General features: G+C 69.4%; 19 protein-coding genes. 3 read left to right on the top strand and 16 right to left on the bottom strand.

Annotation, left to right across the window (positions count from 1 at the left end; translation table 11 throughout):
- Nucleotides 1-23: 23 nt before the first annotated feature.
- From E0500_RS40990 to E0500_RS41015, 6 genes are all read right to left on the bottom strand, one after another.
- Nucleotides 24-1493: a dihydroorotase family protein gene (locus E0500_RS40990; RefSeq protein WP_131561044.1), complete on the bottom strand. Its 1470-nt coding sequence runs from the start codon at nt 1491-1493 to the stop codon at nt 24-26.
- A 41-nt stretch (nt 1494-1534) separates the two neighbouring features.
- Nucleotides 1535-2329, bottom strand: coding sequence for an ABC transporter permease (locus E0500_RS40995; protein ID WP_131560963.1), 795 nt, complete (start codon nt 2327-2329; stop codon nt 1535-1537).
- Nucleotides 2326-3108 (bottom strand): ABC transporter ATP-binding protein, encoded by a 783-nt coding sequence (locus E0500_RS41000; protein ID WP_131560964.1) that lies wholly within the window; start codon nt 3106-3108, stop codon nt 2326-2328. Before E0500_RS41000 ends, E0500_RS40995 begins: the two co-directional genes overlap by 4 nt.
- Before the next feature lie 39 nt (nt 3109-3147).
- Nucleotides 3148-4275, bottom strand: coding sequence for an ABC transporter substrate-binding protein (locus E0500_RS41005; RefSeq protein WP_131560966.1), 1128 nt, complete (start codon nt 4273-4275; stop codon nt 3148-3150).
- 260 nt (nt 4276-4535) lie between these two features.
- Nucleotides 4536-7403 (bottom strand): ABC transporter substrate-binding protein, encoded by a 2868-nt coding sequence (locus tag E0500_RS41010; RefSeq protein WP_131560968.1) that lies wholly within the window; start codon nt 7401-7403, stop codon nt 4536-4538.
- A gap of 223 nt (nt 7404-7626) precedes the next feature.
- Nucleotides 7627-7845 carry a hypothetical protein gene (locus E0500_RS41015; protein WP_131560970.1) on the bottom strand — a complete coding sequence of 73 codons (219 nt, stop codon included), beginning with the start codon at nt 7843-7845 and terminating at the stop codon, nt 7627-7629.
- Nucleotides 7846-7967: 122 nt separating this feature from the next.
- Here E0500_RS41015 and E0500_RS41020 point away from each other — a divergent pair, with 122 nt between their 5' ends.
- Both E0500_RS41020 and E0500_RS41025 read left to right on the top strand, forming a co-directional pair.
- Nucleotides 7968-8216 (top strand): helix-turn-helix transcriptional regulator, encoded by a 249-nt coding sequence (locus E0500_RS41020; protein WP_131560972.1) that lies wholly within the window; start codon nt 7968-7970, stop codon nt 8214-8216.
- Complete coding sequence (locus E0500_RS41025; protein WP_131560974.1) at nt 8213-8743, top strand: hypothetical protein; 531 nt, start codon at nt 8213-8215, stop codon at nt 8741-8743. Before E0500_RS41020 ends, E0500_RS41025 begins: the two co-directional genes overlap by 4 nt.
- A gap of 80 nt (nt 8744-8823) precedes the next feature.
- Here the strand turns inward: E0500_RS41025 and E0500_RS41030 are convergent, their stop codons facing one another.
- From E0500_RS41030 to E0500_RS41050, 5 genes are all read right to left on the bottom strand, one after another.
- The gene (locus E0500_RS41030) at nt 8824-9822 is read right to left on the bottom strand and encodes a sugar phosphate isomerase/epimerase (protein ID WP_131560976.1); all 999 of its coding nucleotides are present in this window, start codon (nt 9820-9822) and stop codon (nt 8824-8826) included.
- A 25-nt stretch (nt 9823-9847) separates the two neighbouring features.
- Nucleotides 9848-11044, bottom strand: a complete 1197-nt coding sequence (locus tag E0500_RS41035; protein WP_131560978.1) for a Gfo/Idh/MocA family protein — start codon at nt 11042-11044, stop codon at nt 9848-9850.
- 76 nt (nt 11045-11120) lie between these two features.
- Nucleotides 11121-11978 (bottom strand): sugar phosphate isomerase/epimerase, encoded by an 858-nt coding sequence (locus E0500_RS41040; RefSeq protein ID WP_131560980.1) that lies wholly within the window; start codon nt 11976-11978, stop codon nt 11121-11123.
- Between the two features lie 136 nt (nt 11979-12114).
- The gene (locus tag E0500_RS41045; protein ID WP_131560982.1) at nt 12115-13134 is read right to left on the bottom strand and encodes a sugar ABC transporter substrate-binding protein; all 1020 of its coding nucleotides are present in this window, start codon (nt 13132-13134) and stop codon (nt 12115-12117) included.
- 366 nt (nt 13135-13500) lie between these two features.
- Nucleotides 13501-13956, bottom strand: coding sequence for a PaaI family thioesterase (locus E0500_RS41050; RefSeq protein WP_131560984.1), 456 nt, complete (start codon nt 13954-13956; stop codon nt 13501-13503).
- 475 nt (nt 13957-14431) lie between these two features.
- On the opposite strand from E0500_RS41050, the gene E0500_RS41055 reads away from it, so the two are divergent.
- Nucleotides 14432-15070: a hypothetical protein gene (locus E0500_RS41055; RefSeq protein ID WP_131560986.1), complete on the top strand. Its 639-nt coding sequence runs from the start codon at nt 14432-14434 to the stop codon at nt 15068-15070.
- Between the two features lie 471 nt (nt 15071-15541).
- On the opposite strand, the gene E0500_RS41060 is transcribed toward E0500_RS41055, so the two are convergent.
- Genes E0500_RS41060 through E0500_RS41080 form a run of 5 tightly spaced genes read right to left on the bottom strand, consistent with a single transcriptional unit; the run spans nt 15542 to nt 21049 of the window.
- On the bottom strand, nt 15542-16624 hold the full coding sequence (locus tag E0500_RS41060) for an ABC transporter ATP-binding protein (protein WP_131560990.1): 1083 nt from the start codon (nt 16622-16624) through the stop codon (nt 15542-15544).
- On the bottom strand, nt 16617-17630 hold the full coding sequence (locus E0500_RS41065) for an ABC transporter ATP-binding protein (protein ID WP_131560991.1): 1014 nt from the start codon (nt 17628-17630) through the stop codon (nt 16617-16619). Before E0500_RS41065 ends, E0500_RS41060 begins: the two co-directional genes overlap by 8 nt.
- Nucleotides 17627-18586 (bottom strand): ABC transporter permease, encoded by a 960-nt coding sequence (locus tag E0500_RS41070; protein ID WP_131560993.1) that lies wholly within the window; start codon nt 18584-18586, stop codon nt 17627-17629. The genes E0500_RS41065 and E0500_RS41070 overlap by 4 nt, the downstream gene beginning before the upstream one ends.
- 14 nt (nt 18587-18600) lie before the next feature.
- Nucleotides 18601-19530, bottom strand: coding sequence for an ABC transporter permease (locus E0500_RS41075; protein WP_131560995.1), 930 nt, complete (start codon nt 19528-19530; stop codon nt 18601-18603).
- A gap of 1 nt (nt 19531) precedes the next feature.
- Complete coding sequence (locus E0500_RS41080; RefSeq protein ID WP_258573790.1) at nt 19532-21049, bottom strand: ABC transporter substrate-binding protein; 1518 nt, start codon at nt 21047-21049, stop codon at nt 19532-19534.
- Between the last annotated feature and the right edge of the window lie 100 nt (nt 21050-21149).

A 21149-nucleotide genomic window follows, 5' to 3' on the forward strand; every position in this document is an offset into this window, starting at 1 on the left:
ACAGCGTCCGAGACGGACACCGCCTACGTGGTGCGGGCCGGGCGATGCAGGTAGGCGCCGACGGGCTCACCGGCGACCTTGCCCGCCCGCAGGACGTGGTGGCCCCTCAGGAAGGTGTCGGTGACCTGCGCGGTCAGCTCGAAGCCCTCGAAGGGGGTGTACTCCTGCGTCGACTCCGACTCCGCGGCGCGCACGGTCCAGGTACGGCCAGGATCGACCAGAGCGATGTCCGCGTCGAAGCCGGGAGCGATGGCGCCCTTCGTGCGCAGCCCGTAGCGCCGGGCCGGGTTCCAGGACGTCAGCGCGGCGATCCGGCCCAGCGACAGGCCGCGCTTCGTCCCCTCGGTGATCACGCCCGCGAGGAGGTACTCGGCTCCGCCGAATCCGGACCTGGCGAGGAAGACATCGTCCTTGGGCTCGCCGAACTTCACCTCCTCACGGCAGCAGGCGTGGTCGCTGACGACCCAGTCGACCGTGCCGTCGAGTACGTACTCCCACAGCGCCTCGACGTCGTCGCGGGGCCGCAGCGGCGGGTTGACCTTGCCACCGAGGCCGTGCGCGGTGGTGATGTCGGCGAGCAGATGCCCGACGGTGACCTCGCGGCGGAAGTCGATGTGCGGGAACGCCCGGCTCATCCGTACGGCGGCGTCGACCGCCTTGCGCGAGGACAGGTGCAGCAGGTTGATGGTCGGCAGCTCCGTCTCGTGCGCCAGGTAGGAGGCGATGGAGACCGCGAGTCCTTCGGAGTGCTGCGGCCGGGAGGCGCTGTACGCGGCGAGCCCGGTGAGGTCGCCCGCCTCCTCGACCAGCTTGGTGTAGGCGGTCATGATCTCGGCGGTCTCGCAGTGCAGGGAGAGCGAGATCTCGTCGGCGAGGCCGGGGAACCGCTCGCGTGCGGCCTGCACCCCGCGCATGACGAACTCGAAGTGCGCGTAGTCGTACCGTTCGTCCTCGGGGAGCATGAGGAACGCGTTCTGGTCGTCGGACCTGCCGTGCAGGCCGTGGCCGCCGTAGAACATGAAGACCTTGAACGAGCTGACGCCGAACCGCTCGATCAGGTCGGGGATCTCGGCAATGTGAGCGCGTGACATCGGCGCGAGGTGGAAGCCGTAGTCGATGTGGGCGCGGCCCGAGACGGCGTCCAGTACCTCGGGGAAGAAGTCGGCGTACGCGCCGCCCTTGTTGAGGTAGTACCGACCGGTCCGCAGGTAGGTCAGGGCGGTGGTCACCCCGCCCTGCGCGCACGCGCGGCTCTCGGTGACCGCGTCCTCGGCCGGCGGGTTGTAGATCCCCCAGTGCTGGTGGGCGTCGACCACGCCGGGGAACGCCAGCCTGCCGCCGGCGTCGACCACGCGACGGGTGCCCCCCACGGGGATGCCGGGCGCCACGGCGGCGATGCGCCCTCCGCTGACGGCGATGTCCGCGGTCCGGGCGTCGTCACGGTCGTGGGTGACGACGCGGGCGTTCTTCACCAACAGGTCATACTCTGTCATCTCAGCCACGTCGGCCTCCTGCCGCTGTTGTCCTGAACTCCTCATGCGCCGATCACCCGGTTCTCCTCGGCCCAGAACACCAGGCGCCGCTGGGCGAACCGGATGATGAAGTGGGCGATCAGCCCCAGTACGGAAAGCACCACCAGCACGGCGAACATCCCCGCGATGTCGAAGTTGTAGTTGGTCTGCAGCAGGAGGTATCCCAGGCCCTCCTTCGCGCCGATGAACTCGCCGACGACGGCGCCGAGGATCGAGAAGACGATCCCGATGTCGAGACCGGCGAAGATGAAGGGGAGCGCGCTCGGCAGACGCACCATCCTGAAGACCTGGAACCGGCCGGCGCCGAACACCGTGAGCATCTGGATCCGGTCGGCATCGGCCGAGCGCAGCCCCTCGATCACATTGACCAGCATCGGGAAGAACGAGATCACCGCCGCCATGACGACCTTGCTCGTCATACCGAAGCCGAACCACACCACGAACAGCGGCGCGAGGGCCACCTTGGGCACCGTCTGGAAGGCGACGACGTACGGCATGAAGGTGCGCTCGATCAGCCGCACCTGCGAGATCGCCGTACCCAGCACCAGCGCCGCCCCCACGCCGAGGAGAAAGCCGTACAGCGACTCCAGCACCGTGACCTTCAGATGGCCCCAGAACAACGGGTCGCCCAACTGCGCCAGCAGGGCGTCGAGGATCTGGGAGGGGCGCGGCAGCACGTAGTCGTCGATCCCGAAGGCGGGAACGGCGAACTCCCAGGCCAGCACGACGATCGCGAAGACGCCCGGAACCAGCAGCAGTTCGGGGCGTTCCCTCAGGTCCACTCGGAAGCGTTTCATGAGTCGATCACCCAGGTGGCGTTGAAGTGTCTGCGGATCCGGCCCACATGGGCCCCGGCCCGGTCCGAGGCCATGGCGCCGATCGAGCGCGGGCGTTCCAGCCCGATGTCGACGATCTCGGCGACCCGGCCGGGACGGGGACTGAGCACCACCACCCGGTCGGAGAGGAAGACCGCCTCGGGGATGGAGTGGGTGACGAACACGATCGTCTGGCCGCTCTCCCGCCAGATCCGCAGCAGTTCGACGTTCATGTACTCGCGGGTCAGGGCGTCCAGCGCACCGAAGGGCTCGTCCATCAGCAACACGGCCGGGTCGTGCACCAGGGCCCGGCAGATTCCGGCGCGCTGCTGCATCCCGCCGCTCAGCTCATGCGGGTACTTGCCCTCGAAGCCGTCGAGGCCGACCATCCCGAGCAGCCTCTCGGCCCGCTCCCGGTACACACGGGCGTCGAGCTTCCGCACCTCCACGGGCACCATCACGTTCTGCAGGATCGTGCGCCACGGCAGGAGGGTGGCCGCCTGGAAGACCATGCCCACTTCGGGCAGCGGCCCGGTCACGTCGCGGCCCGCGACACGGACCGTCCCCTCGCTCCCGCGGACGATCCCGGCGAGGATCTTCAGCAATGTGGTCTTGCCGCACCCCGAGGGCCCGACGACCGAGACGAACTCACCGCGCCGGACAGTGAAGGTGATGTCCGAGAGTGCGTGGGTCGGCCGGGACTTGCGCGGCCGGTAGATCTTGTGCAGTCCGTCGACTTCGATCCAGCGGTCTTCGTCCATAGCGGCTTCCTGATCTCCCTGCCGGCGGCGTCGGGTCGCTCACTGTTCGGCGGCTTTCGCCTTCTCGATCACGGCCGCGTTGTCGAAGTCGTTGGCACCCTGGAGCAGGCTGTCGTCCCACAGCTCCGCGAGATCGATGTCCTGGGTGATCTGGCCGGACGCCTTGGTGTAGGCGACCGTCTTGTTCCACTCCGCTTCGCTGATCGCCCCCCAGTTGCTGAAGCTCTCGGGCTCACCGGCGGCGGGGACGGCGGTCCTGATCCACGCGTCGAGGCTCCTGCTGTCGTCGCCGACGCGGTCGTCGGCCTTCTTGCCGGTCAGCAGCCGGGGGAAGACCTCGTAGCCGTCGCGCATGGCGGCCTCGGGGTTGACGGCGGAGAAGAGCAGTGCCTTGTACGAAGCGCGCAGATAGCGCGTCAACACGTCCTTCTTCTCCTTCAGGGTCCTCTCGGTCACCGCGAAGGTCAGGGAGCGGATGCCCTCGAAGGCCTCGGAGTTGTCCAGGTAGCGGAACTCTGCGCCGGTGTTCTCGATCGTGGTGTACGCCTGCGTGAACAGCGCGAGCACGTCGACCTTGCCGTCCTCCAGCGCGGACAGGGCCTGCGCGCCCACACCGACCGGCAGTAACTCGACGTCCTTGGCCGCGTCCAGTCCGGCGTCGCCCGCGTACGCCCGGGCGTAGATGGCCGAGCCGGAGGCGAGGCTGATGACCCCCACCTTCCTGCCCTTGAGATCGGCAGGGGTCTTGATCTCGCTGTCCGGCCGGACGGCCATGCGCCACGGCCAGTTCCGCACCAGACCGCCGACGGCCCTGACGGGGACGCCCTTCTCCCGCGCGGCGAGGATGGCTCCCGCGTCGGCCGGAGTGATGTCGGCGCTGCCCGAGGCGACGGCCTGGACCGCGGCGACCGAGCCGTCGGTGTTGATCACGTCGACCTTCAGCTTCTCCTCGGCGAAGTAACCCTCGGCGTCGCCCACCGCGTACGTGGCGACCTCCTCCTTGGGAGCGACCACGGCCGAGGGGATGGCGACGTTGAGCGTCGCCGGGGCACCTGACGTGCCTCTGGGCGACGACGAGGACGCTGAATCCCCTCCTCCGCAGGCGGAAAGCGCGGCGAGGATGGCAAGGGCGGCGGCACTGACGCCGAGCCGCTGGGAGTGCTTCATATCCGGCACCTCTCTCGATCCGGTGGACTGATCCGGGTGGACTGATGCGGGTGGACTGATCCCGTGGGTGACCCGGTGGGCCATGGGTGGGGAGCTGTCGCGCTGTTCGTCGGCCGCCGGGCCGTACGCCCTGGCGGTCCTCACCGAAGAGCCACCGGGAGGTGTCGACCGGCCCGGCGGCAGACCTCCAGAATGTCGGAGGCGAACAAGAGGCGGAAGAACGACTCGTGGGTGCGCCCGGCGTGCTCGTGGAGCGTGGCTCAGCCGCGGCGCTCGATGGCACACTCCTTCACGGTCAGCGCCCGAGCGTCGCCGGCCACCCTGCTGCACACGACACGAGACTTCGAGTCCCCGTCGGCGGTGCGCCAGACTTCCGTGAGGACGATGCCGTGGCCCTTCCTGTCGCCGAAGAGCGGCGCGTCGGTGAAGTCGATCGTGCCCGTGGCCATGCCCTGAAGCTTGACGGTTCGGAGGTTCACCCAGGTCGCCGCCCGGCTCTGCGGGGCGTTGTCGAGGGAGGCCGCCCAGTACAGGGCCTGCGTCGCGTCGTGTGACAAGGCAGTCTGGCCGCTGGCGAACGCGGGCGTGTCGGGGCCGACACGCTGCTCGTCGAGCCCCGGAAGGTAGGTGCGGGCGTCCTTGTAGAAGTCCGTGTCACGGGCCGCCTTGGCCAGTTCGGCGAGCGCGGCGTGGTACAGCGTGACGTTGGGGGCCACGCCGTCCTCGCCCTGCGAGAAGTTGGCCTTGGAGAGGTCGTCGCCCGTGATGATGGACATCTTCTTCCCCGCACAACCGGGTTCCGTACCGAGCTGGGTCATCAGCGGGTCGACGTCCTCGACACGGCCCGCGAAGTAGATCACGGACGGTACGTGCGTCCCCCGGCAGAGCTCCTCGGTGTGCCGGCGGAACTCGGGCTTGCCGCCGCTGAGGGTGTATCGGCGCTCGGACAGCAGCGTGAAGCCGTACCTGTCGAGCATCCTCCCGCCGTAGCGCGCCTGCTCGGTGGTGTAGCGGTCGTCGGTCTTCTTGGTGTCCCGGGCCAGCACCAGGCCGTACTGGGTGCGGGCACGTGTACGCAACTGTTGGGCGATCAGACCGAGTTGGGCGGACTGCCACTCGTCGGTGGCGGCCAGGCTGAACCAGTTGGCGAAGTCGCGTGGCAGATAGGTGGCGGAGTTCGTCCCGGACACGACGGGCAGCCCGGCGTTCCTGAGTTTGAGAGTCGTCGCCGCACTGGACTTGAGGTCGCGTCCGGTACCGACGACGCCCACCACTGTCGGGTCCTTCGCCGCGTACGCCGCTATGGCGTCGGCCATGTCGGTCTGGTGGTGCAGATCCACGCCGCCGTTGGCGACCAGGACGCGCAGCTTCACGGGGAAGGTGTCGTTGATGACGGCCTGCGCCAGGTACACGCCCGCCAGTTCCTCCAGGCCCTTCACCGGTGAGGAGCCGCCGTCGGGGTCGGCGCTGAGCGGGCCCGCGTACACCAGGGTGACGTAGCCTCGGTCGTCGCCGAGGACCTCGTCGTTCTGCCGGGCGATACGATCTTCCAGCTCGGCGAGGGTCCAGGGCGCCCCGCTCCTGTCGGTCTGTGCCTTGGTGTCCGGTTCCTTGGCGTCGTCCGGCAGCCAGTCGGCGAAGCGCACGTCGCCCGTGGCGATCCCTATGCACTCCGTACCGCCGTCGGGCGCGGGTCTGCGTTCCGTGTCCCGGTTGGCGGACAGGACGGACGAGGAGCAGTACTCCTTGGAGAGTCTCTCGGCGCGCCAGGCCGTGGTCGCGGCGGTCAGGACCAGCACCAGGGCGAGGGTGTGCAGGGCCCAGACCATGCGGGCGACCGAGGGCCGTGCGGGAGCCTTCACACAGTGCCGCTGTCTGTCCGGGAGACGTCTCAGCTCGTCCCGGGGGAGGGGGATCTTCAACACCCAGGGCAGAACGGCTCGTTCACGGCTCGGTGACTGTTCCGCGCGCAGGTTCCTCGCCCACTCGTCGTACCAGCCCCGCAACCGGGTCTGGAACCCCTGCTGGTCCGGCCCGTCGGCACGCGTCCCCTGGACGACGCTGCGCTCCAGTCGCCGTACGTCGTCAGCGCCCACGGCCGCGACGAGGAGCAGCGGATCCAGTTCGCTCCGGCGGCTGCGCACGTCGCTGACGGCTTTGATCAGCTCGATGCCGCCGTTGTCCGTGCCGGCCCCCGGTACGAACAGCAGCGGCGGTCGCAGCCGTTTGAAACCGCGCAGATCCCAGCTGCGCCGACGGTGGTTGTCCCGCAGGTCCTCGAACAGGGCCAGCACGTAGAGCTGGAGCTGGAACTCGTGGCCCGCCTTCAGCGCCTCCGCCACGTCGTACGCGCGCGCCGCGATCGCCTTCCAGGAGCGGACCGGCCGCAGCAGCGAGACCTCGGTGGGACGGTCCTGCGCCGCTGCCCTGAGGAAGGTCGTGGTCATGAACCAGCGGCTCTCCCGGCGCAACCACAGGAAGATCGGCGCGCGCCCCGGCAGTACGTAGTTGAGCACCGCGAGCAGCAACAGAAAGCCGACGCCTGACGCGACCGCCATGTACCAGTCGCTTCGGGCGAGGAGCGCGGCAAGCACCGTCACCAGGCTGGCCGGGAGTATGTGCGCCATGTCGAACATGGGCAGCCCCGAATGCCAGCGCGCGGCCCCCTCGGGCCGCCACCGCTGTCTGGCCAGCTGGTTCAGCAGAGCCTGCGCGGGATCATGCCCGGCCTCAGGTGCCGCGGATCCGGCCGGCGGACCGGGCCAGTCGGTGCCCAGTGCGCGGACGGCGTCCTCGATGGCGTGCACGAGTCGAACGCGCGGGAACGCGTACCGCCGGTAGATCGAGCGCCGGTTGCCCCAACGCCTCGGATCGCCGAGTTCGCGCACGAGACGCGCGGCCCGCAGGATCTCCGTCGGGCCTTCCTGTGCCGGGGGCGCGACGGCGCAGCGTGTTCCGTGTGTGTCCTGCCCATCGCGCAGTTCGGTGACAAGACGGGTGACCTGAGCGTCGTCGGCTGCTTCCTCGGCGTGCAGGACCACGACCGGCATCGGCGGCTCACTGGTGCGGAAGTCCCTGACGAGCGTTTCCAGCTGCCGTTGAACCTCGATCCCGCCCTCGGTCGACATCCCGGGATGATCCGCCGAGCAGGTCGGCAGTCTGTCACGATCCCCGTTGCGCATTTCCGTTCCCCCCGGTCAACTACGGCCACCAACAAGGTCAATTGACTTCCTGTGGGACAGAAGTGGTTTCCCTCGTACCTACGTGCACTAAACGAACTCGAAGGCGGCGAAACGGCAACCCCGCGCAGGGAGGTGCGGATCCACTTGTGGAGGGCCGGTGCGCAGGCCGCTACGCGGCGCCGTTCCAGTCGTACGGCCCGCCGCCGCGCCACTCGATCAGCTCGGGATCGTCGACGGCCCGGTCCTCGGTGGGCAGGCCGGCATCGCGCAGAAGGTCCAGCACGTCGAACAGGCTGTACGCGGTGCCCACGTCCTCGCCATGGATCGTCACCTGCCGTCCACCGTCCGGCGAGGGCGGCAGCACCACTACAGGGGCGTGGCTCTCCATGCCACCACAATGCACTGGAACCGGCCGCCACGCAGTTCCACAGCCCCGGTCGGGTGCGCACGGCAGCGAGACGGCGGCGAGTGGGATTGCAGTTGCCCTCTGGAATGTAGTACTTCTTATACATGAGCGAGCAGGTGCATAACAGGTTGGCGATGGTGCGTGCCGAACGGAAGGTGTCGCGCCAGAGCCTGGCCGAGGCGGTGGGGGCGCACTACCAGACCATCGGCTACATCGAGCGGGGGCAGTACAACCCGAGCCTCGACCTGGCGCTGAAGATCGCGAAGCACTTCGAGCTGCCGGTGGAGGCGTTGTTCTCCCTCGAACCGTTCCGGCCGCTCACGGACGAGGTCTACGGGAGGAAACAGCCATGACGGCGACGCGGATGACCGGCTACGACCGGAGCATGCTGAAACTGATGAACGACCCCGCGGGGCGGCCGCTGTACGCCACGGCCGCGCGCCGGCGGGTGGTCGTGGCTGTGCATGTCGCGCTCACCGTGGCCATGGAGGCGCTGATGGCCTACATCTACCTGGCGAACGCGGAGCCCCTGTGGGCCATCATCGCGACGGCGGTACTGCTGCTGCCCTGGATGGTCGCCACCGGGGTGATCAACGGCGCCACCCGCGGCCTGCTGGAACTGCGCGAACGGGCCTTGGACGAGCGCCAGTCGGCCGAACGCCGCCGGGTCCTGGCCGTTTCCCACAGGGCGATGACCCTGCTGCTGGCCTCGGCCGCGGCCGGCCTGCTGATCGTCGGCGGGGTCGGTGGCGACGCGCTGAGGGCGTACGTGGCGCCCGTACTCATCGCCGTCCTCGTGACCCATTGGCTGATGCCGTTGTGGGTGGCCGGCCTCATGGCCCAGGACGAGCCGGTCGAGGACGAGGCACTGGCGGGTTAGCCGCCGGATTCTTGGCCACAGCCACAGCCACAGCCACAGCCCCATGCCCGCTGACCGGGCACGGGGCCACGCAGGCCGGGTCAGAGAGCCGCGGCGGCGGCATGGAGGTTCTTGGCGGCCAGGGCGAGTCCTTCGGTCTGGGAGTAGGCGGCGTCCTCGTGCTCGATGTTCACGGCCATGTCCGGGTCGATCTCGGCGAGGGCGCGCAGGAACTCGGTCCAGTAGGGGACGTCGTTTCCGATGCCGACGGCGACGAACTTCCACGCCGGGTTCTCCGGCCAGGCGTTGCACCAGAACCCGTAGCCGGTGGGCACCTTGCCGGGCACGTCGGCGGGCACGCGGGTGAACGACGTGTCGAGTACGCCGCGGATGTCGGCGCCCGGGCAGAGCGTCGCGTCCTTCGCGGCGGCGTGGAACACCAGCGGGCCCAGCCACTTGATGCACGCGACCACGTCCATGCCTTGCCACATCAGGTGGGACGGGTCCATCTCGGCACCGATGTTCGTCGTGCCGACCTCGTCGACGAGCCGCTTCAGGGTGACCGGGGAGAAGACCAGGTTGTGCGGGTGCATCTCGATGGCGACCCGGACGTCGTTCGCGCGGGCGAGGCCGTCGATCTCCTTCCAGAACTCGACGGCCACGCCCCACTGGTAGTCGAGGACGTCCATGTAGACGCCGTCCCAGGGGTTGACGACCCAGGAGGGGTACTTGGCGTCGGGGTCCGAGCCCGGGGTGCCGGACATGGTCACGATGTGCTTCACACCGAGCAGGCCCGCGAGGCGGATGGTGCGGCGAAGGTCGTCGGCGTGCTTCGGGCCGACCCCCGGGAGCGGGTTGAGGGGGTTGCCGTTGCAGTTGAGACCGGTCAGTTCCATGCCCCGGTCGGCGAAGGCCGCAAGGTACTCCTCGCGGGCGGTGGCCGAGGACAGCAGCAGGTCGACCGGGCAGTGGGGGGAGGGGATGAAGCCGCCGGTGTTGACCTCCACGGAGGTCAGACCGTTCTCCTTGAGGATGTCGAGGGCCTCGGTGAGGGTCCGGTCGTGCAGGCAGGCGGTGTAGGCGCCGAGCTTGAGAGGCATGGGATCGCTCCTTGGATGCGGGTGGTCAGACGGCGGGCGGAACGGGGGTGGCCGCGCCGCCGCCGAGGGAGGAGTCGACGACCGCCTGGATGATCTCCATGGTCCGCAGCGCGTCGGCGAAGGTGGCGCAGGCCGGCAGCGGGTCGGCGACGCCCGCGATCCGGTCGAGGAAGGCCCGGGCCTGGAAGGTGAACATCTCGGCGTTGCCGCCGCCCACACCCGGCGCCTCCATCGGGTAGCCGCCCGCGAAGTACGGCAACTGCGGGCCTGCGATGATCTGGCGGGCGCCGCGCGTGCGGGCCTCGGGCTGCGCGTCGTCGAAGAGGTACTCGGCCGGCCGGTGCTGGTCGAACGCGGCCCGGCCGCCGAGGCCCAGGACGTCGAAGGAGAGCCCGTTGGGCAGGCCGAACGCGGTGCGGGACACCGAGATGGTGCCCACCAGGCCGGACTCGAAGCGAGCGGTGAAGGACGCGGTGTCCTCGTTCTCGACCTCGCCGAACTCGTCGGAGACGGGAGCGGCGTTGTGCCCGACGACCGCGCCCAGCGGCAGGGGCCGCTTGGGGATCTGCGTCGACAGTGAGGCGCCGGAGACCGCGGCGATGGGACCGGCGATGTACTCGGCGGCGTCGATCACGTGTGCGCCGATGTCCCCGAGCGCGCCGGAACCGGGGCCTCCCTTGTACCGCCAGCTCAGCGGCACGTTCGGGTCGGTGGCGTAGTCGCACCAGTACCGGCCGCTGAACAGCGTGAGATCGCCGAGCTCGCCCCGCTGTACGTGATCACGGATCGCCGCGATGGCGGGGGAACGGCGAAAGGTGTACCCGACGGCGGTCACCACGTCGGCGGTACGCTCCAACTCGGCCATCGCACGCGCGTCTTCGAGCGATCCGGCCAGTGGCTTCTCGCACAGCACGTGCTTGCCCGCCGCGACCAGCGCCTCCGCGATCGGGCGGTGCAACGCGTTGCCCACGACGATGCTGACGGCGTCGATCGTCGGGTCCTCGACGACGGCCTCCCAGCTCGGCAGCGCCCTCTCGAACCCATAGCGACGGGCGGCGTCCTCCCCGAGTTCGATGTTGGCGTCGGCGATCGCGGCCAGCCGGACCGGCGGCAGGCCGGCGTCGAAGACCGTGTTGACGTTGCGGTATCCGGCGGCGTGGCTGCGGCCGGCCATACCGGCTCCGATCACCGCGACGGAAAGCGGTTTGGCGGACGTGGTCATGGCGGTGCCTTCCAGAGAGATACGAAGAGATACGAACGGGGTTGAGGGAGGCCGAAGGGGCTCATGACCACGGCCGTCAGGACCAGCCGGCCAGGTATTCGTCGATCTTCTTCCGCATGAACGCGGAGGATTCCTTGGCTCGTTCCTCCCAGGCGAAGACGCAGGCGGTGAGGGTGCCGTCGAAGTCGTTGGCACGGAGCTCGCGGAAGAGTTCGTCGAAGTCGACCTCGCCCTCGCCCATGTCGAGGTGCTGGTGGATGCGGGCGGGGGTGCCGGGCGGGTTGAGGATGTAGCGGTTGCCGGAGGAGGCGGTGTGGTCGAAGGCGTCGGCCAGGTGCACATGGGTGAGCAGGTCACCGGCGTACCGGACGATGCCGGGGGCGTCGTTGCCGATGTGGAAGGTGTGCGGGGCGCAGTAGAGGAAGGTGACGTGGGGGTGGTTGATGCCGCGGATGAGGTTGACCGCGTCGTAGCCGTCCTCGATGAAGTCGTCCGGGTGGGGTTCCAGGGCGAGCTTGATGCCCTCGCGTTCGAAGAGCGGGAGCAGTTCCTCCATCGAACGCCAGAACTGCGCTTCGCTGCGCTCGGCGGCCTCCGGGCGGCCGTTGAACTCGGAGATCATGCTGTCCACGCCGAGGTCGGAGCAGATCTGGATGGCCCTCTTCCAGTAGCGGACGGCCGCCTGCCGGTCGTCCTCGTCCGGCCCCGACCAGCGGAAGAGAGGCAGCATTGACGAGATCCGGACGCCCGCCGCGTCCAGGGCCTTGCGGAACTCGCGGACCGTGCCGTCGTCGACCCGGGGGTGGCGGAAGAAGGGGATGAAGTCCTCTCGGGGCGAGAGCTCGATCCATTCGTAGCCCAACTCCGCTACTACGGACGGGAGTTCGAGGAGCGGGACGTGCCGGATCATGTACGGGTCGAGTGCGATCTTCACGAGAGAGTGCCTTCCGGTGAGTCATTGGGGGCGGAGCGATGACCATCACGCCGTGTCCGCACGGCGGTTCGCTCGGGTCCGGAGGCCGGCGGTGTCTCCACTGCCCACGCGGCCTCGGCTTGTCGGGTCACGCTCGTCACCGAGTGCCCTTCGCGGCGAACTTCGCGACCGTCTCGACGTTGGACTTGTCCACGAAAGCCGGACCGGTCAGCACCGGGGCCTCGCCGCCGCCCATGTAGTTGCCGTTGTTCCTGTACAGCCACAGCGCGTCGACCGCGAGGTAACCCTGCAGGTAGGGCTGCTGATCGACCGCGAACTCGATGTCGCCGTCCTTGATCGCGGCGACGAGGTCCTTGTTCAGGTCGAACGTGGCCACCTTGGCCTTGCTGCCCGCGTCGGACAGCGACTGCACGGCGGTCAGCGCGAACGGGGCACCCAGCGTGACCACCTGGTCGATGGAGGAGTCCTGCTTGAGCTTGGCCGTGATCGTCGACTTCACCGACGGCATGTCCGTGCCGTTGACGTAGAGGTTCTCCGTCTTGCCCTCGAACGTCTTCTTCACGCCCGCGCAGCGCTGCTCCAGGCCGACGTGTCCCTGGACCTGGACGACACAGATGGCGTGCTTGGCGCCGGTCTCGTTGAGCCTCTTGCCGAAGGCCTGGCCGGCGACGGACTCGTCCTGTCCGAAGAACTCCAGCATGCCCTGTTGCTTCCACTGGTCCATGCCTGAGTTGAGGCCGACCACGGGGATGCCTGCCTTCTCCGCCTTGGTCACGACGCTCTTCATGGCATCCGGCTTGGCCAGGGTGACCGCGATGCCGTCGACCTTCTGGTCGATCGCGTTCTGCACCAGGTTCGCCTGGTTGGCGGCGCTCTCGTCGCTGGAGTAGATGAGCTTGACGTTGTCCTTGGCCGCGGCCGCCTCGGCGCCCTTGCGGATGATGTCCCAGAAGGTGTCACCGGCCGGGGCATGGGTGACCATCGCGATGGTCATACGCGGCGTACTGGCCTTTCCGGCCGACGCCACGGTCCCGCCCTCTTCGGACTTCTTGCCGCCGGAGCTGCTGGAACAGCCCACGAGAGTGAGCGCGGCCGCGGTGGCCACGGCCACGACGGGGCTGATTCTGCGGGCGCGGGGGAGGGATGTGCGGTTCATGGTTCGTGCACCTCACTGTGCAGCTGAAGGCCGGCTTCGTTGGAACGACAGGACAATTTAAAGCGCTTTAAGTCCTGGTACTATCGGCTCGTTTCGTGATCGTGTCAAGGGTGTTGCGCGAGGAGATTGCCGCCGGGGGGTGCGACTGGGCGACGGGGGTCCGGGCGAGCCATCCCCCCGGCGGGGCGCCGATACGGTGCGTCAGTGCACCGACGAGTGCGACAGCCGGCCTCACCGGCGGCTGTTGTCCCGTGGCCGCCACCATGGTGGACTGTGCGGAGTCCACCGCTTTCACGCGCGGGAGACCCGCGTCGGGCCGGTCCCGGAGAACTCGGCGACCTGCGCCGGGCCGATGGTCGAGCGGAGTCACCGCCCGCTCTCGGAGAGCCGGATCAGCGTCTGCTGGCCGGATGCGACGAGTGACCTCCGGTTCCCCAGGACTCCGAACACCTCCAGTTGGCACACGGTCAGTGTCCGCCCCGACTTCAGTACCGTTCCCACGGCCTCGATGTGGTCGCCCACGGCGGGTGCGAGAAGGTTGATCTTGTATTCGACCGTGAGTACCGAGGTGTCCTCGGGAAACAATGTGAAGGCCGCGTAACCGCCCGCGCTGTCGGCGATGGCACTGGTGGCGCCCGCGTGGAAGTAGCCGTCCTGCTGGGTCACTTCGGGCCGGCCGGGTAGCACGATGTGTACACAGCCCGGTGCGATGTGCGTGATGCGTGCACCGAGATGAGTCATCAGTCCCTGGCGTTCAAAGCCGGCCTGGACGCGCGCCCGCACCTCGGGGCTTGCCTGCTCCTGCTGACTCTGGTCTTCCATGGCTCTCCTTGAACGGTCGTCTCAGCTGGTCTGGTGCACAGGGGCGCTTGCCGAATGGCGATCATCATGGCGCGCGCGACCTCGAACGCACAGGTGCGATCCGCCAGTAAACAGACGGATATGTGCGCCGCGGAAATGAAATTGCCCTTTCCGGTGGGGAGTTGTCCGCGCACGGCCTCTTGACGCCGCACTTCGCGGCTGGATACTTGCGGACATCGGGTTTCCGGAGCCACATGGACGGTTCGTTCGACAGGTGGCTGAATTCCTGCCGTCCCTTACTGGCGCCACCCCCGTTCCATATCTCGAACAGTGCGTGTCGTACCGCTCAAGGCTTTTCCCCCGCTATGGGCTACTCACGTTCGGAAACAAGGAAGTGGTGAAATACGGTCCTGAATTCCCGCGGCCCTCGCGAGCGGACTGATCACGCCGTCATCCCCACACCCGACGGCCCACCCCCCACAGGAGGAACTCCTCAATGAGTCCACGACGGGCGCCGAAGCCCACTGAGCGACGGACCATACCCTGGCGCAACAGGGCGGTCGTGGCCGCGCTGGCAGCCGCCGTGCTGGCCGGTCCCGGCGTCGCACAAGCCGCCCCGCAGGCCGCCCCGCAGGCCGAGGAACAGGTGGCAGCGGCCACCATCACCTGGACCCTCGAACGAGCGAGCAACCCCACCCAGGACCAGCAGACGGCCTACAACCTCATCACGGCGGCCATGAACGCCGCGGTGGCCCGCTACAACAACCTCAGCGACCTGGGCAAGAGCATCACCGTCCGCTACGACCCGAGCGTTCCCACCGCTGACGGCAACATCAACGGGACCATCCGCTTCGGCAACCGCAGCTACATGACCGAGCGGACCGCCCTCCACGAGATCGCCCACACCATCGGCGTGGGCACGAGTTCGGGCTGGTCCCGCCTCGGCGGCGGCGGGACCTGGAGCGGCTCCCAGGCCACGGCACTCGTCAAGCAGTTCGATGGCTCGGGCGCCACGATCTCCACCGGTGGAGGGCACTTCTGGCCCTACGGCCTGAACTACGACAACGAGTTCTCGAACACGGCAGCCGATCGTCACGTCCAGATCGTCGCCGCCATGGTGCGTGACGGTTTGTGACCCCTCAGGGCTGTGCCCGGGAACGTCGATCGCTCCCGGGCACGCCGACCTGCCCACGCGGCCCGCAGCGGTGATCCCGTCATGTGGAACCGCTTCGTCCTCCTGGGCCGCTTCCGGTGACCGCCGGTGTCTCCTGCAACGGAAAGCGACACGCCGCCGTGTGGGGCTGCGCACCGAGCGGGGCCACCGGGACGGCATCGGCGCATCCGTCCTCCGCACGCCGGCAGCGGGTCCGGAACCGGCGCCCGGAGGGCGGGTCGGCCGGTGAGGGGATCTCACCGGTGAGCAGGACGCGCTCCCTCTGCGCCGCGCCCTTCGCGGTGAGGGAGAGAGCCGCGGAAGCACGTGACAACCTCGGCTTCGACGGCCGTCCGACCCAACTCCTCGTCCAGGCGGACGAGTCGGCCATGGAGCGCGTCCACTCGGTCCTGCCCGGGACGATCGCGGCGGGAAATCCCGGCCTCGTCAAGATCAGCCGACCCTCGGACGCACACCCGCTTCCGTGGTCCCGGCGCCCAGCGGGAAGTGGCACAGTCCCTGGTGCGGCTCCTGCCCGGTGTCCGCCGTGCCGTCACGGGTGACTGCCGGGGGAGCGTGCTCGGCACACCGCTCCTCGCTCTTCCAGCAGCGAGTCCGGAACCGGCAGCCCGACGGGATGTCGAACGGGGAGGGGATCTCCCCGCGCAGCCGGATCTCCTCCCCGTTCGACGCCCCGGACACATCGAGGGCGGGCGCGGCCGACATCAGGGCGGCGGTGTAGGGGTGCAGCGGCCGGTCGAAGACGTCCTCGGTGCGGCCGTGTTCGATGACCTTGCCCAAGTACATCACCGTCACCCGGTCGGAGATGTATCGGACCACCGACAGGTCGTGGGAGATGAAGACGTAGGAGACGCCCAGCCGCTCGCGCAACTCCGAGAGCACATTGAGCACTTGGGCCTGCACCGACAGGTCCAGCGCCGACACCGGTTCGTCACACACGATCAGGTCGGGACCGAGGGCCAGCGCACGGGCGATGCCGATGCGCTGCCGCTGCCCGCCGGAGAACTCGTTCGGATAGCGGTCTGCGTCGCTCTCCCGCAGTCCGACCAGGGACAGCAGTTCGCGCACCCGCCGCTCCCGGTCCCGCGCCCTGGGCACGATGTCGCGGTGGGTGCGCCACGGCTCGCCGATGAGGTCGGCCGCGGACATCCGGGCGTTGAGCGAGGCGAACGGGTCCTGGAACACCATCTGCACCCGCCGCCGCCACGCCAGCAGTTCCTTGCCCTTCAGGGCGAACGGATCGGTGCCGTCGAAGCGCACGGTTCCCGAGTCCGGCCGCTCCAGCCCGAGGACCACCCGGGCCAGGGTCGACTTGCCGCATCCGGACTCGCCCACCAGGCCGAGGGTTTCCCCGCGCCGGAGAGTGACGTCGACCCCGTCCAGCGCGGTCAGGCGTCGGCGGCCGTGGCCGAACGACTTGGTGACGCCGCTGACGTCGAGCAGCGGCGGGGCGGTGGCCGGCGCCCCGCCGCGCGGGTCGGCGGCGGTGGCGTCGGGCAGGGGGGTCTCAGGCATGGTCGAGCTCCTCGGAGAAGTGGCAGGCGGCCGTACGCCCGGCCCCGACGGACACCTGCCGGGGACGCTCCCGGACGCAGACCTCCCGGGCCATCGGACACCTGGCCTGGAAGACACAGCCGGACGGGATCGCGCTGAGCTCCGGTGGGCTCCCCGGTACGGCGGGCAACGGGCGCCCCCTGACGGCGTGTTCGGGCACGGAGTCGAGCAACCCCTTGGTGTAGGGGTGGCGGGGGCGGGCGAACACCTCCGCCACCGGGCCGGTCTCCACCACGTTGCCCCCGTACATCACCACCACGTCGTCCGCCCGCTGGGCCACCACCGCCAGGTCGTGGGTGATCAGCACGAGCGCCATGTTCCGCTCGGTCTGCAGGTCCCGCAGCAGCCGCATGATCTGTGCCTGCACGGTGACGTCGAGCGCGGTGGTGGGCTCGTCGGCGATCAGCACATCGGGGTCCAGGGCGACGGCCATCGCGATCAGCAGCCGCTGGCGCATACCGCCGGAGAACTGGTGCGGATACGAACGGGCCCGCAGCCGAGGCTCGGGGATGCCGACCCGGCGCATCAGCTCCACCGCCTCCTCCTCCGCCCGGCGCCGCGACAGCCCACGGTGGATCCGGAACGGCTCGGCGAGTTGCCTGCCGACCGGCTGCACGGGGTTGAGCGCGGCCAGCGCGTCCTGGAAGACGATCGACAGCACGGGCCCGGCGAGCTTGCGCCGCCCCGCCCTGCCCAACCTCAGCACATCGGTGCCGGACACCCGTACGGAGCCGTCCGTCACCTCGGCCATCGGGTCGAGCAGGCCGACGATGGACAGCGCGGTCATCGACTTCCCGCAGCCGGACTCGCCCAGCAGCGCCAGGGTGCGCCCCCGGCGCACGGAGAAGCCGACGCCGTCCACGGCACGGACCGTGCCGGAGGGGGTGTGCAGATCGACGCACAGCCCCTCGACTTCGAGCGCCGGACGGCCGGTCGCGGCGGGTCCGGACAGGGTGGACGGCTTCACGCGATCATCTCCGGGGGTACAGCGGCTCGGTCGCCGCGCCGCTTCCTGGGCAGGGTCAGCCGCCAGCGCTGGGCGGGGTCGGTGGCCAGGCGCACCCAGGCGGCGAGCACCGTGGCCGACACCGTGGTGAGCACGATGGCGACCCCCGGCAGCACCGCGATCCACCACGCCGTCTGGAGGTACTGGCGCCCCTGGGCCACCATCAGGCCCCAACTCACATCCGGGGGCTGGATGCCGATGCCGAGGAAGCTCAGGCTGGACTCGGTCAGCATCACGAAACAGAAGTCGAGCGTGGCCACGGTCAGCAGCGTCGGCAGCGCGATCGGCAGGATGTGGCGGACGATGATGTGCCGGCTCGGCGTCCCGAAGGTGCGGGCCGCGTCGACGAACAGACGGCTCCTGAGCTCGGCCGACTCCGCACGGGCGGTGCGCAGATAGACCGGGATGCGCGCCACGGCCAGGATCAGCACGATGTTCAGCGCGCTGGGCGCGAAGACGTACAGCACCACCACCGCGATCAGCAGGGAGGGGAAGCTGAGGATCACATCGGCCACGCGCATCGCGACGTTCTCGCGCACCCCTCCGTGGTAGCCGGCCCACATCCCCAGAGCGGAGCCGATCAGCAGGGAGCACAGCACCGCGGGCACCGCGACGGACAGTGTCGTCCCGGCGGCGTCCACCAACCGGGCCAGCACGCTGCGCCCCAGCACATCCGTGCCGAGCAGCCCGTAGAAGCCGTGGTCGAGGGAGGGCGGGCGCAGCGAGGCACGCAGGTCCTGGCGTACGGCCCGGTCGCCGATGAACAGCCGGCCGAAGACCGCGACGAGGAACACCAGGGCGAGGACGACGGCGGCGACGGCCGCGCCCCGGTCTCTGCCGAGCAGCAGCCACCAGCGGGGCGGACGGGTGCGCGACGGGGTGACCGCGTCGGTGGGACGGGAGGCGAGATCGGTCATGGTGGGTCCTTCGCTCACGCCGGCACCGCCTGGCGCACTCGGGGGTCGATCAGGGCGTGACAGACATCGACGAGGATGTTCAGCGCGAAGATCGTCACCGCGGTCAGCAGGACGGCGGCCTGCAACACCGCGAAGTCGCGCTGCAGAATCGAATCGATCATGAGCTTGCCGATACCGGGCCAGCCGAAGATGGTCTCCACCACCACCGCGCCGTTCACCAGGCCGACGGTGAGGTCACCGGCGACGGTCAGCACGGGGGTGGCGGAGTTGCGCAGCGCGTGCCCGAACACCACGCGCTTGGCGTCGGCGCCCTTGCTGCGGGCCACCTTGACGTACGGCGCGGACAGTGCGCCCACCATGCTGCCGCGGACCACCTGGACCAGCACGCCGAACGGGCGGATCAGCAAGGTGGCGATGGGCAGCACCCAGATCTCGGGGCCGCCCAGGGTGCCGGAGGTCGGCAGCAGGTCCAGGCCCACGCCGAACACCAGCACCCCCATGATCGCGAACCAGAAGTCGGGGATGCTGGCCGCGGTCATCGACAGCAGACCGGCGATCCGGTCGACGAGCGAGTTGGGCCGGTACGCGGCGAGGCTGCCGACCACGAGCGCGCCGAGGATCGCCAACAGCATCGTGACCCCCGCGAGTTGGAGGGTGACGGGGAACGCCTGGAGCACCATCGAGCCGGCCGACTCCCCGGTGCGCAGCGACGTGCCGAAGTCCAGGTGCACGGCGCCCGCGAGGTAGTCCCACAACTGCACCGGAACGGAGTCGTCGAAGCCGTGGGCGGCGGAGAACTCCGCGCGCTGCTGGGCGGTGGCGCTCAGCGGCAGATAGAGGTCGACCGGGTTGCCGGTCAGCCGGGCCAGGCAGAACACGCCCAGCACCACGAAGACCAAGGGGATCGCGCTGGAGACGACGCGTTTGCGCAGGAAGGACCCCATGTCAGTGCCTCCCCGCCGTCGCCGGGCGGACCTCGGACAGCCGCATCTCGTCCCCGGTCGCGGAGTCCGGCCGGTACCGCACGGACGGTGACAGGCCGAGCAGTCCGCGCATATGGGCCAGATAGGCGTACTGCGCGACCTCGGTGTTCTGGTGGGCGAGTACCGAGGCGAACGCCTTCTGGCGGTCCTTGCCGGAGCGGGTGTCCGCAGCGGCGATGCGCCGGTTCAGCTCCTGGGTGCCGAAGGTGGACTGGGGGCCGTCGCTCAGCAGGTACTGGCTGGTGGTGAAGGCCGCGTCCCCGGCCTGGTTGCCGTGCATGATCAACAGCGCCACCGGTCCGACGCCGCGGGGGAGCGGGCGCAGTTGGTACTGGAGGTGGGTGGCGGTGTCCGCCATGCGAATCCTCACGTTCAGTCCCACCTTCGCCATCTCGTACTGCAGCGCCTCGGCCACTTCGGCGATCCCGGCGAACTGGCCGTTGCGCGCGACGAGGGTGATCCGCCGGTGGACGGGGACACCGTCGGCCGCCGCCTGCTCGACCAGTGCACGGGCCGCGGACACGTCGTACGGGGTGGGGGTGAGGTTGTCGTTGTGCCCGACCACGCCGGGCGGGACGAGTTGTGCGGCGGGCTTGGCCAGTCCGCCCAGCAGGGCGTCGACGATGCCCTTGCGGTCGATGGCCATGCCGATCGCCTTGCGCACCCGGATGTCGTTCAGGGGTGCTTCGCGGCCGTCGAGTCGCAGGGCGGTCGTCTCGTTGTTGGGGTAGGCGACGCTGTTGTCCCCGGTGGCGTCCATCGGGTCCAGAGCCATCGCGATGTCGGCCTCACCCTTGTCGATCATGGCGGCGCGGACACTGGCGTCGCTGCGCCAGACGTACCGGGCCCGGGGGTAGGCAGGGGGCTTGCCCCAGTACTTCTCGTTGCGGGCGAGGGAGATCGAGACCCCGGTCTGCCAGGAGGTGACGGCGTAGGGGCCGGTCCCGACCGGGATGCGCACCTTGGCCTTGGTGCTGGTGGTCCGCGGCACGACCTCCACGAAGCTGAGCCGCAGCGGGAGGATGGGGTCGGCCTTCTCGGTGGTGACGGTCAGCCGGGTGGGGCTGACGGCGCGTACCTTGAGCTTCTCGTCCCCGAAGACATAGCCGTCCACGTTGCAGGCGAGATCGGAGTTGACGGCGCGGTCGATGGAGAAGGCCGCGTCCTCGGCCGTGAACGGCTGCCCGTTCTGGAAGTTCACGCCCGAGCGGAGGTCGAAGGTCCACATGGTGGGCTCGGTCTGCCGCCAGCCGGTCGAGAGCAGTGGTTCCAGCTTGCCGGTGGAGGGCTCCCGTTCAACCAGCGGTTCGGTGATGTTGGAACGGACCACGACGCCGGTCGCGGTCAGCGAGGACTCACAGGGCTCCAGGGTCGGGGGCTCCTGGGTGAGGACCACCCGCAGGGTGCGGCCGTCCGCGCTGCCCGCGTCACCCGCGGTGTCGCTGTTCGCCACGGCGCACGCGCTGGTCAGCAGCGTCATGCCCGAGATCAGAAGGGTACGGAGTCGGTGTGCCCGGCGTGGTCGCGGGCGTGGAAGGGAGGGTACGGAGAGCTTCATCGTCGGCGTATCTCCGAGGGTG

The organism is Streptomyces sp. KM273126 (genome assembly GCF_004337435.2).
GTDB classification, from domain to species: domain Bacteria; phylum Actinomycetota; class Actinomycetes; order Streptomycetales; family Streptomycetaceae; genus Streptomyces; species Streptomyces acidicola.

What these genes read in the sequence shown, in the direction of transcription:
- E0500_RS40990 (WP_131561044.1), bottom strand. Translation starts at nt 1,493, where the DNA reads ATGACAGAGTATGACCTGTTGGTGAAGAACGCCCGCGTCGTCACCCAC.
- E0500_RS40995 (WP_131560963.1), bottom strand. Translation starts at nt 2,329, where the DNA reads ATGAAACGCTTCCGAGTGGACCTGAGGGAACGCCCCGAACTGCTGCTG.
- E0500_RS41000 (WP_131560964.1), bottom strand. Translation starts at nt 3,108, where the DNA reads ATGGACGAAGACCGCTGGATCGAAGTCGACGGACTGCACAAGATCTAC.
- E0500_RS41005 (WP_131560966.1), bottom strand. Translation starts at nt 4,275, where the DNA reads ATGAAGCACTCCCAGCGGCTCGGCGTCAGTGCCGCCGCCCTTGCCATC.
- E0500_RS41010 (WP_131560968.1), bottom strand. Translation starts at nt 7,403, where the DNA reads ATGTCGACCGAGGGCGGGATCGAGGTTCAACGGCAGCTGGAAACGCTC.
- E0500_RS41015 (WP_131560970.1), bottom strand. Translation starts at nt 7,845, where the DNA reads ATGGAGAGCCACGCCCCTGTAGTGGTGCTGCCGCCCTCGCCGGACGGT.
- E0500_RS41020 (WP_131560972.1), top strand. Translation starts at nt 7,968, where the DNA reads ATGAGCGAGCAGGTGCATAACAGGTTGGCGATGGTGCGTGCCGAACGG.
- E0500_RS41025 (WP_131560974.1), top strand. Translation starts at nt 8,213, where the DNA reads ATGACGGCGACGCGGATGACCGGCTACGACCGGAGCATGCTGAAACTG.
- E0500_RS41030 (WP_131560976.1), bottom strand. Translation starts at nt 9,822, where the DNA reads ATGCCTCTCAAGCTCGGCGCCTACACCGCCTGCCTGCACGACCGGACC.
- E0500_RS41035 (WP_131560978.1), bottom strand. Translation starts at nt 11,044, where the DNA reads ATGACCACGTCCGCCAAACCGCTTTCCGTCGCGGTGATCGGAGCCGGT.
- E0500_RS41045 (WP_131560982.1), bottom strand. Translation starts at nt 13,134, where the DNA reads ATGAACCGCACATCCCTCCCCCGCGCCCGCAGAATCAGCCCCGTCGTG.
- E0500_RS41050 (WP_131560984.1), bottom strand. Translation starts at nt 13,956, where the DNA reads ATGGAAGACCAGAGTCAGCAGGAGCAGGCAAGCCCCGAGGTGCGGGCG.
- E0500_RS41055 (WP_131560986.1), top strand. Translation starts at nt 14,432, where the DNA reads ATGAGTCCACGACGGGCGCCGAAGCCCACTGAGCGACGGACCATACCC.
- E0500_RS41060 (WP_131560990.1), bottom strand. Translation starts at nt 16,624, where the DNA reads ATGCCTGAGACCCCCCTGCCCGACGCCACCGCCGCCGACCCGCGCGGC.
- E0500_RS41070 (WP_131560993.1), bottom strand. Translation starts at nt 18,586, where the DNA reads ATGACCGATCTCGCCTCCCGTCCCACCGACGCGGTCACCCCGTCGCGC.
- E0500_RS41075 (WP_131560995.1), bottom strand. Translation starts at nt 19,530, where the DNA reads ATGGGGTCCTTCCTGCGCAAACGCGTCGTCTCCAGCGCGATCCCCTTG.
- E0500_RS41080 (WP_258573790.1), bottom strand. Translation starts at nt 21,049, where the DNA reads ATGACGCTGCTGACCAGCGCGTGCGCCGTGGCGAACAGCGACACCGCG.